The 15,426-nt window shown below is 26.2% G+C and carries 13 protein-coding genes and 11 tRNA genes; 3 read left to right on the plus strand and 21 right to left on the minus strand.

All coding sequences use genetic code 11. The annotated features are described in order from the left end of the window. Positions 1–168: 168 nt before the first annotated feature. Both AB6A63_RS00670 and AB6A63_RS00675 read left to right on the plus strand, forming a co-directional pair. Positions 169–1,545: a Wadjet anti-phage system protein JetA family protein gene (locus AB6A63_RS00670; protein ID WP_370430785.1), complete on the plus strand. Its 1,377-nt coding sequence runs from the start codon at positions 169–171 to the stop codon at positions 1,543–1,545. 115 nt (positions 1,546–1,660) lie between these two features. Further along, a complete protein-coding gene (locus AB6A63_RS00675) occupies positions 1,661–2,455 on the plus strand; it encodes a hypothetical protein (protein ID WP_370430786.1) in 795 nt (264 codons plus the stop codon). A gap of 42 nt (positions 2,456–2,497) precedes the next feature. Here the strand turns inward: AB6A63_RS00675 and AB6A63_RS00680 are convergent, their stop codons facing one another. From AB6A63_RS00680 to eno, 7 genes are all read right to left on the minus strand, one after another. Continuing rightward, on the minus strand, positions 2,498–3,295 hold the full coding sequence (locus AB6A63_RS00680; protein ID WP_370430787.1) for an HAD-IIB family hydrolase: 798 nt from the start codon (positions 3,293–3,295) through the stop codon (positions 2,498–2,500). Between the two features lie 48 nt (positions 3,296–3,343). After that, positions 3,344–4,210, minus strand: coding sequence for a class II fructose-1,6-bisphosphate aldolase (gene fba, locus AB6A63_RS00685; RefSeq protein WP_370430788.1), 867 nt, complete (start codon positions 4,208–4,210; stop codon positions 3,344–3,346). A 61-nt stretch (positions 4,211–4,271) separates the two neighbouring features. Continuing rightward, a complete protein-coding gene (gene gap, locus AB6A63_RS00690) occupies positions 4,272–5,282 on the minus strand; it encodes a type I glyceraldehyde-3-phosphate dehydrogenase (RefSeq protein WP_370430789.1) in 1,011 nt (336 codons plus the stop codon). Between the two features lie 12 nt (positions 5,283–5,294). Continuing rightward, positions 5,295–6,509 carry a phosphoglycerate kinase gene (locus tag AB6A63_RS00695; protein ID WP_370430790.1) on the minus strand — a complete coding sequence of 405 codons (1,215 nt, stop codon included), beginning with the start codon at positions 6,507–6,509 and terminating at the stop codon, positions 5,295–5,297. Between the two features lie 214 nt (positions 6,510–6,723). Further along, positions 6,724–7,704, minus strand: coding sequence for an ATP-dependent 6-phosphofructokinase (locus AB6A63_RS00700; RefSeq protein ID WP_370430791.1), 981 nt, complete (start codon positions 7,702–7,704; stop codon positions 6,724–6,726). 161 nt (positions 7,705–7,865) lie between these two features. Then, complete coding sequence (gene gpmI / locus AB6A63_RS00705; protein ID WP_370430797.1) at positions 7,866–9,401, minus strand: 2,3-bisphosphoglycerate-independent phosphoglycerate mutase; 1,536 nt, start codon at positions 9,399–9,401, stop codon at positions 7,866–7,868. 97 nt (positions 9,402–9,498) lie between these two features. Beyond that, complete coding sequence (eno, locus tag AB6A63_RS00710; protein ID WP_370430792.1) at positions 9,499–10,791, minus strand: phosphopyruvate hydratase; 1,293 nt, start codon at positions 10,789–10,791, stop codon at positions 9,499–9,501. 377 nt (positions 10,792–11,168) lie between these two features. Here eno and AB6A63_RS00715 point away from each other — a divergent pair, with 377 nt between their 5' ends. Further along, positions 11,169–11,447 carry a hypothetical protein gene (locus AB6A63_RS00715; RefSeq protein WP_370430793.1) on the plus strand — a complete coding sequence of 93 codons (279 nt, stop codon included), beginning with the start codon at positions 11,169–11,171 and terminating at the stop codon, positions 11,445–11,447. A gap of 135 nt (positions 11,448–11,582) precedes the next feature. On the opposite strand, the gene smpB is transcribed toward AB6A63_RS00715, so the two are convergent. The 14 genes from smpB to AB6A63_RS00785 all read right to left on the minus strand — a co-directional run bounded on the left by smpB (position 11,583) and on the right by AB6A63_RS00785 (position 15,389). Then, positions 11,583–12,029 carry an SsrA-binding protein SmpB gene (gene smpB / locus AB6A63_RS00720; RefSeq protein WP_370430794.1) on the minus strand — a complete coding sequence of 149 codons (447 nt, stop codon included), beginning with the start codon at positions 12,027–12,029 and terminating at the stop codon, positions 11,583–11,585. Between the two features lie 94 nt (positions 12,030–12,123). Next, the gene (locus AB6A63_RS00725; RefSeq protein ID WP_370430795.1) at positions 12,124–12,651 is read right to left on the minus strand and encodes an inorganic diphosphatase; all 528 of its coding nucleotides are present in this window, start codon (positions 12,649–12,651) and stop codon (positions 12,124–12,126) included. 131 nt (positions 12,652–12,782) lie between these two features. After that, entirely contained in the window at positions 12,783–14,060 is a 1,278-nt protein-coding gene (locus AB6A63_RS00730; RefSeq protein WP_370430796.1) for a hypothetical protein, read from the minus strand. Between the two features lie 182 nt (positions 14,061–14,242). Beyond that, positions 14,243–14,318 (minus strand) — tRNA-Phe (locus AB6A63_RS00735). Between the two features lie 23 nt (positions 14,319–14,341). Further along, a tRNA-Asp gene (locus tag AB6A63_RS00740) sits at positions 14,342–14,417 on the minus strand. A 28-nt stretch (positions 14,418–14,445) separates the two neighbouring features. Then, a tRNA-Met gene (locus AB6A63_RS00745) sits at positions 14,446–14,522 on the minus strand. Positions 14,523–14,575: 53 nt separating this feature from the next. Continuing rightward, positions 14,576–14,664, minus strand: a tRNA-Ser gene (locus AB6A63_RS00750). A gap of 16 nt (positions 14,665–14,680) precedes the next feature. After that, positions 14,681–14,757, minus strand: a tRNA-Ile gene (locus AB6A63_RS00755). 8 nt (positions 14,758–14,765) lie between these two features. After that, positions 14,766–14,842: transfer RNA gene (locus AB6A63_RS00760), tRNA-Met, on the minus strand. Between the two features lie 57 nt (positions 14,843–14,899). Next, positions 14,900–14,975, minus strand: a tRNA-Ala gene (locus AB6A63_RS00765). A 6-nt stretch (positions 14,976–14,981) separates the two neighbouring features. Beyond that, positions 14,982–15,068: transfer RNA gene (locus AB6A63_RS00770), tRNA-Leu, on the minus strand. Positions 15,069–15,121: 53 nt separating this feature from the next. Beyond that, positions 15,122–15,197 (minus strand) — tRNA-Lys (locus AB6A63_RS00775). A 22-nt stretch (positions 15,198–15,219) separates the two neighbouring features. Continuing rightward, positions 15,220–15,295: transfer RNA gene (locus AB6A63_RS00780), tRNA-Thr, on the minus strand. 18 nt (positions 15,296–15,313) lie between these two features. Next, positions 15,314–15,389 (minus strand) — tRNA-Val (locus AB6A63_RS00785). Positions 15,390–15,426 lie beyond the last annotated feature (37 nt).

Genomic DNA, 15,426 nt, shown 5'->3' on the forward strand with positions numbered 1-15,426 from the left:
AATAAAAATTTTTTAATTTTTTTTTATTTAAAAAATGTTATACTGGTTTTATAAATTAAAAAAATGTTTCTCAACCTTTTTATATGAAACAAATGTTCCCTAAGAACTAAATATTTTTTTATTCTAAAATATATTTATATTAATCCGAAAAGATAATAAATAAGAAAAATGTCAAATTTATTTAAAATTTTAAATCCTAATTTTTTTCAAATTTTATCTTCTGTCAATAAAGATATTTATATTGATTGTTTGTTGTTACTAGAAGAATTAACCAACGAAGATGATTATTTTAACATCAACAAAAATACTGCTTTAAACGCTTTAGAAAGATATTTCCAACAAAAATCTAAAGTTTTGTTACAAGAAAATAATGACGAAACAGAAGTTATTAATAATAATCGTCAAAAAGCCTCTAAAATAATCCATTTATTTCATAAAAATGGTTGGTTAGGAGAAGAAAAAATTAGTTACAACATAACTAATCTCCATTTTTTTGATTACAGTATTGAAATTATTTACTTTTTAAAAAAAACTATTAACCAAACAAAGCCTGAATCCATCGAAAATATTTACAGTATTTATCACCTTTTAAAATCTTTTCTTACTGAAATAAATTATAATATCTTTAAAGAAATAATCATTATAACTAACAACCTCATTATCAAATTAAAAATTTTAAAAGCGAATATTTATCGTTTTTATAACGAACTCATCAATATGAATTCTAACAACAATCTACAAAACATTTTAGAAAAATTATTATCAGATTATAAAAAAAATTTTTTTGATTCTTCTTATTATGTTTTAAAAACAACTAATAATTTATTTAAATACCGTTCGCGTATTAATTTATTTTTAAACAAAATAGGAGAAGAACCGATTTATTTTGAACAAATGAACGAACAATTAAGCAACATAAATCAAAACAATAAAGAAACAAATACTATTTTAATTAAAAAACAAATTCAAGAAATTAAACAAAACATCAAATTAACCGATCATTTAATTGAAATTATAGATAAAAAAAACGAACAATATTTAGAAATCTCTTGTGACAGAATTTTATTTTTTGATAACAAAAAGAAAAATATCACCAATCTTTTAAATTTCGCTATTCAGCTCCTTTTAGAAGACAAAGAAGATTATTCCTTTTTTTTTAATTTTTGGTTTATCAAAAATTTAGATGATTTCTCTTTTTATAAACCTCGTGTTAATAAACAAGAAATATCAACCTCTGAATTAGAAATAATTCCTGAAGAAATAGAATCTCATTTAATAGAAAAGAAACAAAATTTTTTAAACAAAAAAAATCTATTCGATCGTAAAAATATCAACCTCTTCGTCCAACAAATTTTAAATCAAAAACAATCTATCAAAGCTTCTCAATTAACGATCCAAGATCATAAAGATATTTCGAAATTGATTTTAATTTATCTCTATTCTCAAAAAAACTCATCCAAAAATATTTATCAAATCCAAAGTTTAAAACAACAAGTAAATAATAATTATCTTCGTTTTTCTGATTTTTTAATTTTTAAAATTTAATTTTTTATTAAAATAAAAAAAATCTTCTCAATGAACCAATTTTAATATATACTTTAAAAGGTTTTAATAGATTTAAAAATAAAAAAATGAAATAAAAAATTAGAAAGATATATAGATGCCGTTAAAACAAAAAAGAAAACTCAATTTATATTGGTTTTTCTTACTTATTATATTTTTTTTAAATTTTAACAATAATATAATTAAAATCAAGGGATACAACGAAAAAGAAAATATCCCGCAACCCACAAGGATCCAAAAAATAAAAAATTATTTTTTTCCTTCAAATAATAATGATGAAAAAATAAAACATATTGAGGAAAAATATCAAAACATTCCTTTACGTTTGAAACCTATTATTCAATATAAAGGAAACCTAAATAAAAAAGAGGTTATATATTTATACGATACTCAATGGCGATTATCAGAAAAACAATACATCAACAAAAATGAATTTTATAAATATCATTATAGTAAAGAGAATCGATTAATTTATAAAGATGCTTTACATAATTTTAAATTGCTTGATACATATGAATATAATGATAAAAATCAAATTATATGTGTGAAAAATTATAAAAATAAAATCAAAACAGAATACAAATACAATAAAAAAGGTCAAAGAATAGAAAAAATAATCATAGAAGATTATCTCACTCCTTACGAAACCAGAACCGTTTATAAATATGTATACAACAATCAAAATCAGAAAACAAAAAAAATACATTACGCCAATATTTATATTCGAAAAACAAATTTTTTAAACTTTTTCAAAATAAATATTAAAAATTGTCAAAAAATAAACAAAATTGATACTTTTTATGAATATAATGCTGAAAATCAGAAAACAAAAAAAAACAACAATGAAGGTATTTTTTTTTATAAATACGTTACTTATAATAAACATTTTTAAATAAAAAAAAAAAAAAAAGAATAAATCGAATTATTCTTTTTTTTATAGTAAATTGTTTTTTTCGAAAAAATCGTAAAGTTTATCTTCTTCAACGTGAGGAGCGACAAACTGAGCGTTATTTTTAAGATCGTCATAATCTGAATTAGCTAAACCAATACCGACATCAGCGTATTTAACCATGTCAATATCATTTACTCCATCACCCATACAAATCAATTGATGTTCTGGATATAATTCTTGAATTTTTTTGATACCGTGAATTTTATTAATTCCTTTAGGAACTATATCGATTCCACACATAGTTCGCCAAAAATATATTTGAAAACCTTCCAAATGATTTTTAATAAAAAGTTTTAATTTGTCAATGTCAGGTTCAAAAAGCCATATTTGATAAACTTTATTGTTAAAATAAAAATCAGGAGCCAGAATAGAATTTTTATTAGTAAAATATTTATTTCCTAATTCTGGATCGATTAAATCTTGTTCACTAGGAACTATTTCTTCGTGTAATCCTGTCATCCCTATTTTAATATCATTTTGATGAGCTTTTTCAATTATTTGCTGAATATCTTCTTTTTTAAAACATTGATCATCGATAACTTTATCATCAATAAGAGTTAAACCACCGTTAAACAAAACTAAATGTTCAAAATAAGAACGTATTTCCCCTAAAACATGCAATCTTTTGATATTTCTTCCTGTAGCAATCCCTAAAATAGTGTCAGGTTGTTTGTGTAAAGCTTGAATCGTTTTAATAGTTTGTGGGAAAATAGTTTGCAAACGAGAACTCAAAAGAGTATTATCAATGTCAAAAAAAAAGATTCTTTTTTGAGAAGACATAAGAGAATATTATAAACTCCTTTATATTTTTAAACAAATGAAAAGTAATTACGCTTGATTAACACTTCCAAATAAATGTAATTTATTTTTTAATTCTTCTTTAATAGCTAAATACCCTGGATTTAATAATTTTCTAGGATCGAATCCTTTATTAATTAAATCTTTTTTTTCTTCGATATATTTTCTAGTAGCTTGTGCGAAAGCTAATTGGAATTCAGTATTAACATTTATTTTAACAACTCCTAAAGAGATAGCTTGTTTAATCATAGATTCAGGAACACCTGTTCCACCATGAAGTACTAAAGGAGTTTGATTATTAGTTAATTGTCTAATTTTACGAAAAATATCAAAATCAAGACCTTTCCAATCATCAGGATATTTTCCATGTACGTTCCCGATTCCGGCAGCCAACATATCAACGCCTAATTCAGCGATTTTTTGACATTCGTAAGGATCTGCGATTTCGCCTTGTCCTATAACGCCATCTTCTTCACCACCGATGCCACCGACTTCGGCCTCCACTAAAACACCTTTAGAGTGACACAATTTAACGATTTCTCTTGTTTTTTGTAAATTAGTTTCAAAAGGGAAATGACTTCCATCAAACATAATAGAAGTAAATCCTGCTTCTAAAGCTTGAAGAGCACCGTCATAAGAACCATGGTCTAAATGTAAAATAACAGGAACAGATATATTATAAAAAGCATCAAGATTTTTCACTAAAGAGAATACTGTTTTAAAACCACCTATATATTTAGCAGCTCCTTCGGATACTCCTAAAATAACAGGTGTTTTTAATTCTTCAACAGTTTCTAAAGCAGCTTTTATCCATTCTAAATTATTAATATTCACTTGAATAATAGAGTATTTGTTTTCATGTGCTTTTTGAATAATTTTTTTATCTGAAGTCAACAATTGATTTCTTACCTTCCTTAGATGAACTTTTTGTTCTGAAAAAATTTATTTTCTTTATTTTTTAAAGTAAACGTGTTATTTTCAAAAGTAAACGTGTTAATTGGCTTACATAACTCATTTCGTTGTCATACCAAGAAATTAATTTGATAAAACGAGGTTTTTCTTTTAAAATTTGAAGAGTGTGAGAATCGTATAAAGAACCATAACTTGTACCAATAACATCAGAAGAAACAATAGGATCTTCAATAAAAGCTAAAGTTTCGTTACTGTTTTTTTTGAAAACTTCGTTTACCATTTCAACAGTTACTTCTTTATCTAATTCTGTTGTTAAATCAACTAAAGAACCAGTAATACTTGGAACTCTAATAGCTGTTCCGTCGATTTTACCTTTTAATTCTGGAATAACTAAACCAATTGCTCTAGCTGCTCCTGTAGAACTTGGAACCATATTTTGAGCTGCTGCTCTTCCTCTTCTAGTCCAAATACCTTTTGGATGTGTTTGATCTATTAAAGATTGATCGCTAGTATAACTGTGAATAGTAGTCATAAAAGCTTTACTAACACCAAAATTATCATTTAAAACTTGAACAATTGGAGCTAAACAATTAGTAGTACAAGAAGCTCCACTAATAATTTCGTCATCTTTAGTTAAGATGTCGTCGTTAACGTTGTAAACAATAGTTTTCACGTTTTCAGATGCAGAAGGAGCACTAATTAAAACTTTTTTAGCACCTGCTTCGATGTGTAAACGAGATTTTTCTTCAGATGTAAAAAAACCAGTACATTCTAAAACGATATCAACCCCTAAGTTTTTCCAAGGTAAATCTTTTGGATTTCTTTCCTGTAAAACAGCGATTTTTTTATTATCAACCATTAAAAAATCTTTTCCAAAACTAATACTATCTTTTTTGTAATTTCCTTGTGCAGTATCATATTTTAAAAGATAAGCTAAAGTTTCTGGAGAAGATAAATCGTTAACTGCTACGATATCAATTTTTGGGTTATCAAAAAGAGCACGAAAAGATAATTTTCCGATACGTCCTAAACCATTAATAGCTATTTTTGTTTTCATAATATTTTTCACCTATATATTTAAATTTTTTTCAATATCTTCTAAAGCTGGCATTTCTTTACCTTCGAGAAATTCTAAAAAAGCTCCTCCACCAGTAGAAATATGACTTAAATTATTATTTAATTTAAACTTAGCTAATGCTGCAGCGATATCACCGCCGCCCGCAATAGTAACTGCTTTATCTTTTAAACCATTTACTATTTCTGCAATCGCTTTTGTTCCTTTTGAAAATTTTTCAAATTCAAAAACACCTAAAGGACCATTCCAAAAAATAGTTTTCGCTGACATAATATGATGTTTAAAAAGAGCAACTGTTTTAGGTCCAATATCTAAACCCATAACATTAGAAGGAATTTTATCAGAATCAAAAACTAAAGCTTCTGTTTCTGGTGAAAATTCTTTACCACAAACAACATCTTGAGATAAAATAATTTTTTTCCCTTCAGAAGATGATAATAATTCTTTGACAAAATCAAGAGAACTTTCATCTAATAAACTAGTTCCGATTTCATGCCCAAGAGCTTTAAAAAAAGTAAATGACATTCCACCACCAATTAAAAGAAAATCTACTTTTTTCAAAATATTTTTGATTATTTGGATTTTATCAGATACTTTAGAACCACCTAAAATTCCTACTAAAGGTCTTTCAGGTTCTCCCATAATTTTTTTTAAAAAATTAATTTCTTTCTCTATTAAAAAACCAAAACATTTATGTTGTATATTGGTTGAAATTCCTACATTGGAAGCATGTGAACGATGTGCTGTTCCAAAAGCGTCATTAACAAAAAGATCTCCTAAAGAAGCCCAATATTTTCCTAACTCAGAATCATTATGACTTTCCTTTTTGTTCTCTAAATCTTCAAAACGAGTATTTTCGACTAATAAAACATCTCCAGGTAATAAATCATTAATCGCTTTTTCAAGTAAAGGACCTCTTGTCGCAGGAACAAAAACGACATTACTTTTTAAATAAAAAGATAATCTTTCGGATACCACTTTTAAACTTAAATTTTTACAATCTTCTTCTTTTTTAATTCTTCCTAAATGAGAAAAAATAATTATTTTACCTTGATGTAATCGAAGATATTCTAAAGTAGGTAAAACGGCTTTGATTCTAGTATCATCAGTGATAATTCCTTTTTCTAAAGGAACATTTAAATCAGCTCTCAACAAAACCTTTTTATCTTTGATATACATTAAATCTAAATTAGTAAGTGTTTTTTTCATTAAAAAAATATCTCCACTTTATCATTTTAACAAAATTAAATTAATAAACATAATATAATTGTCTAAAAACAATAATATTTAAATAATTATCAAAAGAAATTCATTAAATATTCAAAATGAAAAAAATTATTTTATTTTTTTCTAAAAATATTTATTTGGATTTTCAAATTTATGACTAAAAATAAAATAATTTAAATCAAAAAAAATTTTTGAATCAAACAGTTAATTCATTGACGATATCAAAAAGTTCATTCGGCACTTTGTTTGAATCATCAAAAATATCTTCAAAGTGAAAATGAGTCATTTTTTGTTTTCTCAAACTGATACCACAATTATGAATATTTTGATTTAATAATTGAATAGCGTAATGACCCATACGAGTAGCTAAAACACGATCTTCAACTGTAGGTATTCCGCCTCTTTGAATATGTCCTAATACTTGAGCTCTAGTTTCAAAACCACTAAAACTTTCCACTTCTTTCGCTAATTCATGTACGTTAAAAATATTTTCAGTAATAACGATAATAACGTGTCTTTTATTTTGTTCTTTTAATTTTTTTACTTTGTCTAAAATAAATTGTTTATTAATATTATTTTCTTTAGTTACGATTAAATCTACTCCTGCAGCGAGTCCACCATATAAAGCTAAATCACCACGGTATCTTCCCATAACTTCTATAATAGTACATCTGTTATGTGATAAAGAAGTATCGCGTAATTTTTCAATTGCGTCTAAAACATTGTTTACAGAAGTACTAAAACCAATAGTAAAATCTGTTTTATTAATATCGTTATCAATAGTAGCTGGAAGACCTATACATTGAATACCTAATTCTTCTAATTTCATTGCTCCATGATAAGAACCATCTCCACCAATAACGATTAATTGATGAATCCCTAAATTTTTTAAATTTTGAGCACATTGTTGTCTTATAGTTGTTTCATTCTTAAAAGAAAGAGAGCGAGCTGTTCCTAAAAAAGTTCCTGATGTATTAATAACACGAGAACAATCATCTATATGGAGAATTTCAATTTGATTATTATATAAACCTAAATAACCATCTTTTACTCCATAAACAGTATAATTTTGCTTCTTCGCTGATAAAAAAATAGCTTGAATTGCACTATTCATTCCAGGAGAGTCACCACCTGAAGTTAAAACTGCTATTTTCTTGTTTTCGACTCTTTTTTCCATTTATAATAAAGTCCTTTATTTTTTTAATAAAAAAAATTTTAAACTATGAAAAAATAATATATTTTAAAAACAACTACTAATAGTATAAAAGTTTCTGAAAAGAAAAAATATTTTTATATAACTAAAAATAATTTTTCTTTTCAACTTTTATGTCTATTTAATTATTCATTAGGAATAATTAAAGTTTTTCCAGTCATTTCTTGAGGTTGTGGAATTTCAAGTAATTCTAATAAAGTAGGCGCAACATCACTCAAAACACCATTTCTTAAACGAATATTTTGACGAGTGACAATAACAGGTACTAAATTAGTAGTATGTGCTGTATGAGGTTTTCCTTCAGCGTCAGTCATTTGTTCTACGTTTCCATGATCTGCCACAATACAAGCGATGCCACCAATATCTGAAATGGCTGTTACAACTTTTTGTAAACATTTATCAACTGCTTCCACTGCTTTAATAGCGGCTTCTAATGAGCCAGTATGACCGACCATATCTGGATTAGCGAAATTCAAAATCATAGTTTGATATTTTCTTGATAAAATAGCTTCTTGAGCTTTTTCGGCCACTATAAAAGCACTCATTTCTGGTTGTAAATCATAAGTTTTGACTTTAGGAGAAGGAACTAAAATTTTATCCATATTCAAAAAATTTTTTTCTTTCCCACCGTCAAAAAAGAAAGTAACATGAGGATATTTTTCTGTTTCAGCGATTCTTAATTGGTGCAATCCGTTTTGAGAAATAACTTCTCCATACATATTTTTTAAACTTAAAGGTTCAAAAGCGATTAATCCTCGAGTATATTGAGAATAAAAAGTCATTGTTACTATGGAAAGATTTTGAAATAAATTCTCAGATTGAAAATTAGTTTTTCCTGGAGAAGTAAAATGAACAGTTTCAAAAGGATTAGAAAAAGCAGTCGCTAAACGCATAATTCTGTCAGAGCGAAAATTAACAAAAATGATACTATCATTTTCATCAATTAAGCCATGAGAATTCACAATAAAAGGTTTAATAAATTCATCACTCACTCCTTCTTTATAAGAAGCAGCGATAGCTTCTAAAGGATCGTTCACCACAGGAGCTTTTTTCAACACTAACATATCATAAACTAAATTGATACGATCCCAATTGTTATCACGATCTAAAGCATAATATCTTCCGCTCACAGAAGCCAATTGAAAACCATCATCAAGAATGCGTCGAATATATTCTATCCCTGAATGTGGATCAACATCTCTACCATCTGTGAAAGCGTGTAAATATGTTTTACTTTGAAGACCTTGTTGTTTCGCTAATTCCAGTAAAGCTTCAAAATGTTCTAACTGTGAATGAACTCCTCCATCAGAAACCAATCCAACAAGATGCAATTTACTGTTTTTTTGTTTAACATTTTCAACAGCTTTTAAAAAACTTTCATTTTGAAAAAAAGATTTATCAATGATAGATTTATTTATTTGTGTTAAATATTGATTAACAATCCGACCCGCTCCTAAATTTAAATGTCCTACTTCACTATTTCCCATTTGGCCGTCGGGTAAACCTACCGCACCCCCAAAGGATTCTAAAGTAGCATGAGGAAATTTTTGAAATAAAGAATCTAAATAAGGAGTTTGGGCTAAACAAAAAGCGTTATTGTCTTTTTGGGAAGATAATCCTAAACCGTCTAAAATAATCAAACCAACAAATTTATTCAAAATATTAAAAAATCCTCTCTATTAAAAATCTATTTTCAAAAAAATAAATTTTTATATAGCTTTTTCAAAAAATAATTTTTTTAAAAAAATTCTTCTGAAATTATTTTTTAAAATTATTAAAATTTTCTAATCCTAAAAAAGGAATTTTTTTTGATTTTTCTTCAATTCTTAATAATCTATTGTATTTAGCGATACGATCGCTACGAGATAAAGAACCTGTTTTAATTTGTCCTGCGTTAGTTGCTACCACTAAATCAGCTATTGTAGTATCTTCACTTTCTCCGCTACGATGTGAAATAACTGCTGTGTAAGAATTTTTTTTAGCTAATTCAATTACTTCTAAAGTTTCTGTTAATGTTCCGATTTGATTTAATTTAATTAAAATAGAATTCCCAATTTTTTTTTCAATTCCTTCTTTTAATTTTTTAACGTTAGTAACAAACAAATCATCTCCCACTAATTGAACTTTATTGCCTAATCTTTTAGTTAAAAGTTGCCATCCGTCCCAATCGTTTTCATCTAAACCGTCTTCAATAGAAATAATAGGATATTGAGCGATTAATTTTTCGTAATAAGAAATTAAATCTTCGCTTTTAAGTAATTTGCTTTTGTCAGAAGATAAAATATATGCTTTTTTATTTTGATCAAAAAATTCTGAAGCAGCTACGTCCATACCTAAAAAAACATCTTTTCCAGGTTGATAACCAGCGTTAGTAATAGCCTGCATAATATTTTCTAAAACTTCTTCATTAGAGTTAAAATCAGGTGCGTATCCACCTTCATCACCTACAGTAGTAGATAATTTTTTTTGTTTTAAAATTTTACCTAAATGATGGAATACTTCTGTGCCACAACGTAAAGCTTCTTTAAAAGAAGTAAAATTAGCTGGCAAAATCATAAATTCTTGAAAATCAATATTATTGGAAGCATGAGCTCCACCATTAACAATATTCATCATCGGAACAGGTAATTGTTTAGGTTGGATACCACTTACATATTCATAAAATTCTAAATTTAAAAATTTAGCTGCTGCTTTAGCACATGCTAAAGAAACTCCTAAAATAGCATTAGCTCCTAAACTTGATTTATTAGGTGTTCCGTCTAAATCGATTAACATTTGATCTATTAATTTTTGTTCTAAAACAGAAATGTTTTTTAATTTTGGCGCAATAATTTCTAATATATTTTGAACAGCTTTAAGAACTCCTTTTCCTAAAAATCTTTTAGGATCGTTATCTCTTAATTCTACTGCTTCATATTGCCCAGTAGAAGCTCCTGAAGGAACAATAGATTTTCCCACACAACCTGAAGTAGTGAAAACTTCTACTTCTACAGTAGGATTTCCTCTAGAATCTAAAACTTCACGGGCTAAAATCTTGTTAATATATGACATATATACCGAATTACTCCTTTGATTTATGAAAAAGAAAAAATAATTAATTCAAAAAATTATTTTAATTACTGTAAATATTATAATATTTTTTATATCAAAAATATATTTTGAAAAAGAAGAATTTTTTCTCAAAATATAAATAAAAATAAAAAAATAATATAGAATATTAAAAATAATATAGAATATTATTATAAAATAATTTATTTATCATAAAATTAAAATATTTTATAATAATAGTATATAAAAATTTTATAAAAAAAATTTATATATATGTGTTTTTTAATTTAAAAATAAAAATAATGAATACTATTCATTTTTATTAAAATACAAATTTATATTTTATAAAAAAACAATAAACAATTATTCAAAGGAAAAAAATGAAATTCAATACAATTTTAATGTTTGTGATAGCTTTTATTTTAGGTTGTTTTGTCGGTGCTGTTGCATATTCTGTGTTTGACCAATTATTTTTTAACAAAATTCCGTTGACAGGAGATTGGGCTATTCAATTAACGAAATTTGGTTTAGGAAAAGATGATTTAAGAACTCGTTTAATAAATTTCTCATATCGAATATATTCTTCTATTCAAAAAATCGCTCAACCAATAGCGAAATCAATTGAAGAATCTATATTGAATTCTATAATAAGAAAATAAAAATTTATTTTTTATCTAATAATCAAATTATTCAAATTCAAATAAATAATAAAAAAAGAAAGTCCAACATTGTTTATTTTTAAAAACAATTGTCAACTTTCTTTTTATTTTTGTAAAAAAATTATATTTTAGAGGCTATATATTTTCTAAATCTTTTTTTATTCTTGTTACAGCATCTTTTTTCTTTAATGATACTCTTTTATCGTAATTTTTTTTACCTTTAACTAAATAAATTTCTAATTTTAATAAATTTCTATCAGAAATAATTTTTGTTGGAACAACACTTAAACCTTTAATTTTGATTTTATTTTTAATTTGAAGAATTTCTCTTTTTTTTAATAAAAGTTTTTTTTTTCTATTTTCTACAAAATCAAATTTATTACTGAAATCATATTTAGAGATAAACATGTTATAAACGAAAATTTCATCATTTTCACAATTCACGTAGGCATTATCGAAATTAACTTTTTTCAATCTAATAGATTTAACTTCGTTACCTAATAACTGGATCCCTGCGACATATTTTTTTTCTAAAAAATAATCATAAGAAACTTTTTTATTAACAAGAATAGTTTTTATCATTATTATAAATCACTTTATTTTTTTCATTAAAAAAATTAATTCATATTTAAATCTTTCAGGAATTAAATCAAATAATCCTGAAAAAAATTAAGGATTATTTTTTTAATTCTTGATATCTTGATAAAGAATTTTTTATAGCTATCAAAGCTTTTGATTTATCTTCTATTTTTTCTATAACAACAGATTTATTATCTAAATCTTTATAATGTAATAAAAAGTGTTTCATTTCTTCTAATAAATGAACAGGGACATCTTCAATATTTTGGAAAGACGCCATAGCTGGATCATTGATTGGAACAGCGATAATTTTTTCATCAAGTTCATTATTGTCAATCATTCTGATCAAACCAAGAGGTCGGCATTTCACTGAAACCATAGGATCCAAAATTTCTTGTGATAAAACGAAAACATCTAAAGGATCATTATCATCACAAAAAGTTAAAGGAATAAAACCATAATTAGAAGGATAAACGAAAGAAGTTTTTAAAATACGATCTAATTTTAATAAACCAGTTTCTTTATCTATTTCATATTTTTTTCTGCTACCTTGAGGAATTTCAATTATAACAAGAAAATCATTTTCAGTAACTTCTTTAGAATCAATATTATTGAACAAATTCATATTTTCTGCCTTTTTTTGATAATTTAATTTTATTTTCGGTATTTAAATTATTTTTTGAAAATAAAAATTATAAATTAATTATACAATATATCTAATTCTTAATCACATAAATTTTTTAAAATAAATCTAAATTATATCTTTTTAACGCCAAATAAATTAGTTTTTTTGAAAAAAATATTTTTATTTTGAGTTATATTAATAATCAAATGATTAAAAAATAAATGTTCTTGTTTATTTGTATCAAAAATAGCTATACTATCTATTAATCTTAAATTTTCTTCGTTCTTAAATTCGTCTTGAAAAATTTCATAAAAATAAAGAAAAACTTTATTATCTTTATTCTTTTTTATTTTTAACACAAAACCGATAGTTTTATGTTCTTCTTTTAAAGAAATATCGAAATTCATTTCTTTTGTTGGTTTAATATTTTTATGATCTAAAGAAAAATGAAGAGAAAACGCTTTTGGAATAAATTTTAAAATAATCGTTTTTACTAAATGTAAAACTAAATTTTTATCCAACATTTCAATATCGGTAGTATCAATAATACGATCTAAAAATTCTTCAATAGATATATTTAAATGGTCGGAAGATATTTCATGTTTTTCAGACATCTCTCTTAAATGATTTAAATATTCCATTAAATGATTTTTGAAAATAATTAAGTCTTCTTTTTGAAAATTAATTATTTCTAAAATTAAATTCACAATAGAATGACTAGAAACTTTACAGTTGCACAAAGAAACATTTACAAAATTAACATCATTTCGATTTAAATCTTTAAAATAAAAATATCCTAAAGAAGGATCTTTTTTCAACAAAGAAAAAAAAGAAACTAATTCTAAACCTATTTTATCGTATCTATTATCAATAAATTCTTCTTTTAAACCTGAAATATTTAAAAAATCAAATACAAAATCAATTTTAGGAATGTGATATTGAAATAAATAAAAAATGAATTGTTTTAAATTCAACCATTCTTTAAAAGATTCACATGAAATAACTTTAGCGCCTTCGATATCGTAAAATAATTTTATTTTTTTAGAAAATAAAGAACCTAAATTATGTTTCCAAGAAATAATAGAATGTTTTTTAGAAAAATCTTTCACATAATTTTGATTTAATAATTTTTTATTTTCTTTTTTTGATGAAGAAGGTTCAGAAAATGATAAAACATCTTCTTTATTAGATGAAGAAACAACATTTGTATTATCTTTTGGTGAAGAAATCACATTTTTATCATACTTTAAAATTTTTACTTCTTCATTTTTAGAATTGAAATATATTTTGTCTTCATCCTTATTGTTTTGGTCTTTATTATCTTTTTGTTTTTTGTCTTTCTCTACAACTAAAATATTGACTGATAGTTTATTTTTTTCGATATCATCTTTCTTATTGTTTTGTGGCATTGCCTTAACAAAAGAAAAATTAAAAATTAAAAAAAAGATAACAATAAAATAAAAATTAACGTTTTTTAAAAAAAATTTGAATTTATTCAATAATTTTTTTCTTTCTAATGCCAACTATTTTACACAAAAAATTTTTTTTAAAAAATGCAACTTTAAAAACATTAAATTAATAATTTTTAGAATGGTGGCTCCGGGCAGAATCGAACTGCCGACACGAGGCTCTTCAGGCCACTGCTCTACCGACTGAGCTACAGAGCCCCCTTATTTTTTGATATAATAAATGGCGGTCTGGACGGGAATCGAACCCGCGATCTCCTGCGTGACAGGCAAGCATGTTAACCGCTACACCACCAGACCTTTTTTTATAAATTTCAAAAATTTTATTTGGTTGCGGGAGAAGGATTTGAACCTACGACCTTCGGATTATGAGCCCGACGAGCTACCAAACTGCTCTATCCCGCGATATATATAAAACTTATTAAAAAAATAACATTTAAAAATAAAATTACAAAAGTTGGCGGAGAAAGAGGGATTCGAACCCTCGCATCCTTTCGGATCTTCCAGTTTTCAAGACTGGCCCCTTCAACCGCTTGGGTATTTCTCCAACTTTTTTTAAGTAATGGTGGACCTGGCAGGATTCGAACCTACGACCAACCGGTTATGAGCCGGTAGCTCTGACCAACTGAGCTACAGGTCCTATTTTGTTGGTAGCGGTAGGGGGATTTGAACCCTCGACCTCACGGGTATGAACCGAGCGCTCTAGCCAACTGAGCTATACCGCCCTTTGTTTTATATTTTCTCAAACAAATTATATTATAACATTTTATTTTTAATTTAAATGGTGGAGTTTAGCGGATTCGAACCGCTGACATCCTGTGTGCAAGACAGGTGCTCTACCAACTGAGCTAAAACCCCATATTTTGGTACCTAGAGCCGGACTTGAACCGGCACGGCTTTACAACCATGGGATTTTAAGTCCCACGTGTCTACCAATTCCACCATCCAGGCAAATAAAAAAATAAAAAATGTTTTATATAATTTTTTATTTAAAAAAATACAAATGGTATCCCGTAAAGGACTCGAACCTTTGACACCTTGATTAAAAGTCAAGTGCTCTACCAACTGAGCTAACGGGACGTCAATATTTAAAAATTATTAATGGTGCCAAAAACAGGAATCGAACCCGTAACCTACTGATTACAAGTCAGTTGCTCTACCTATTGAGCTATTTTGGCATATGTTGATAAAAAAGATGGTAGAGGATGAGGGACTTGAACCCCCGACATTCTGCTTGTAAGGCAGACGCTCTCCCAACTGAGCTAATCCTCTATTTTAAACCTTGGCGAATCTTATCTTGGCTTTTTTT

The sequence above is a fragment of the 'Camptotheca acuminata' phytoplasma genome (genome assembly GCF_041276565.1).
Classification (GTDB): Bacteria; Bacillota_I; Bacilli_A; order Acholeplasmatales; family Acholeplasmataceae; genus Phytoplasma.

What these genes read in the sequence shown, in the direction of transcription:
- gap (WP_370430789.1), bottom strand. Translation starts at nt 5,282, where the DNA reads ATGAAAACAAAAATAGCTATTAATGGTTTAGGACGTATCGGAAAATTA.
- AB6A63_RS00695 (WP_370430790.1), bottom strand. Translation starts at nt 6,509, where the DNA reads ATGAAAAAAACACTTACTAATTTAGATTTAATGTATATCAAAGATAAA.
- AB6A63_RS00715 (WP_370430793.1), top strand. Translation starts at nt 11,169, where the DNA reads ATGAAATTCAATACAATTTTAATGTTTGTGATAGCTTTTATTTTAGGT.
- smpB (WP_370430794.1), bottom strand. Translation starts at nt 12,029, where the DNA reads ATGATAAAAACTATTCTTGTTAATAAAAAAGTTTCTTATGATTATTTT.
- AB6A63_RS00675 (WP_370430786.1), top strand. Translation starts at nt 1,661, where the DNA reads ATGCCGTTAAAACAAAAAAGAAAACTCAATTTATATTGGTTTTTCTTA.
- AB6A63_RS00730 (WP_370430796.1), bottom strand. Translation starts at nt 14,060, where the DNA reads ATGCCACAAAACAATAAGAAAGATGATATCGAAAAAAATAAACTATCA.
- AB6A63_RS00680 (WP_370430787.1), bottom strand. Translation starts at nt 3,295, where the DNA reads ATGTCTTCTCAAAAAAGAATCTTTTTTTTTGACATTGATAATACTCTT.
- AB6A63_RS00670 (WP_370430785.1), top strand. Translation starts at nt 169, where the DNA reads ATGTCAAATTTATTTAAAATTTTAAATCCTAATTTTTTTCAAATTTTA.
- eno (WP_370430792.1), bottom strand. Translation starts at nt 10,791, where the DNA reads ATGTCATATATTAACAAGATTTTAGCCCGTGAAGTTTTAGATTCTAGA.
- AB6A63_RS00700 (WP_370430791.1), bottom strand. Translation starts at nt 7,704, where the DNA reads ATGGAAAAAAGAGTCGAAAACAAGAAAATAGCAGTTTTAACTTCAGGT.
- AB6A63_RS00725 (WP_370430795.1), bottom strand. Translation starts at nt 12,651, where the DNA reads ATGAATTTGTTCAATAATATTGATTCTAAAGAAGTTACTGAAAATGAT.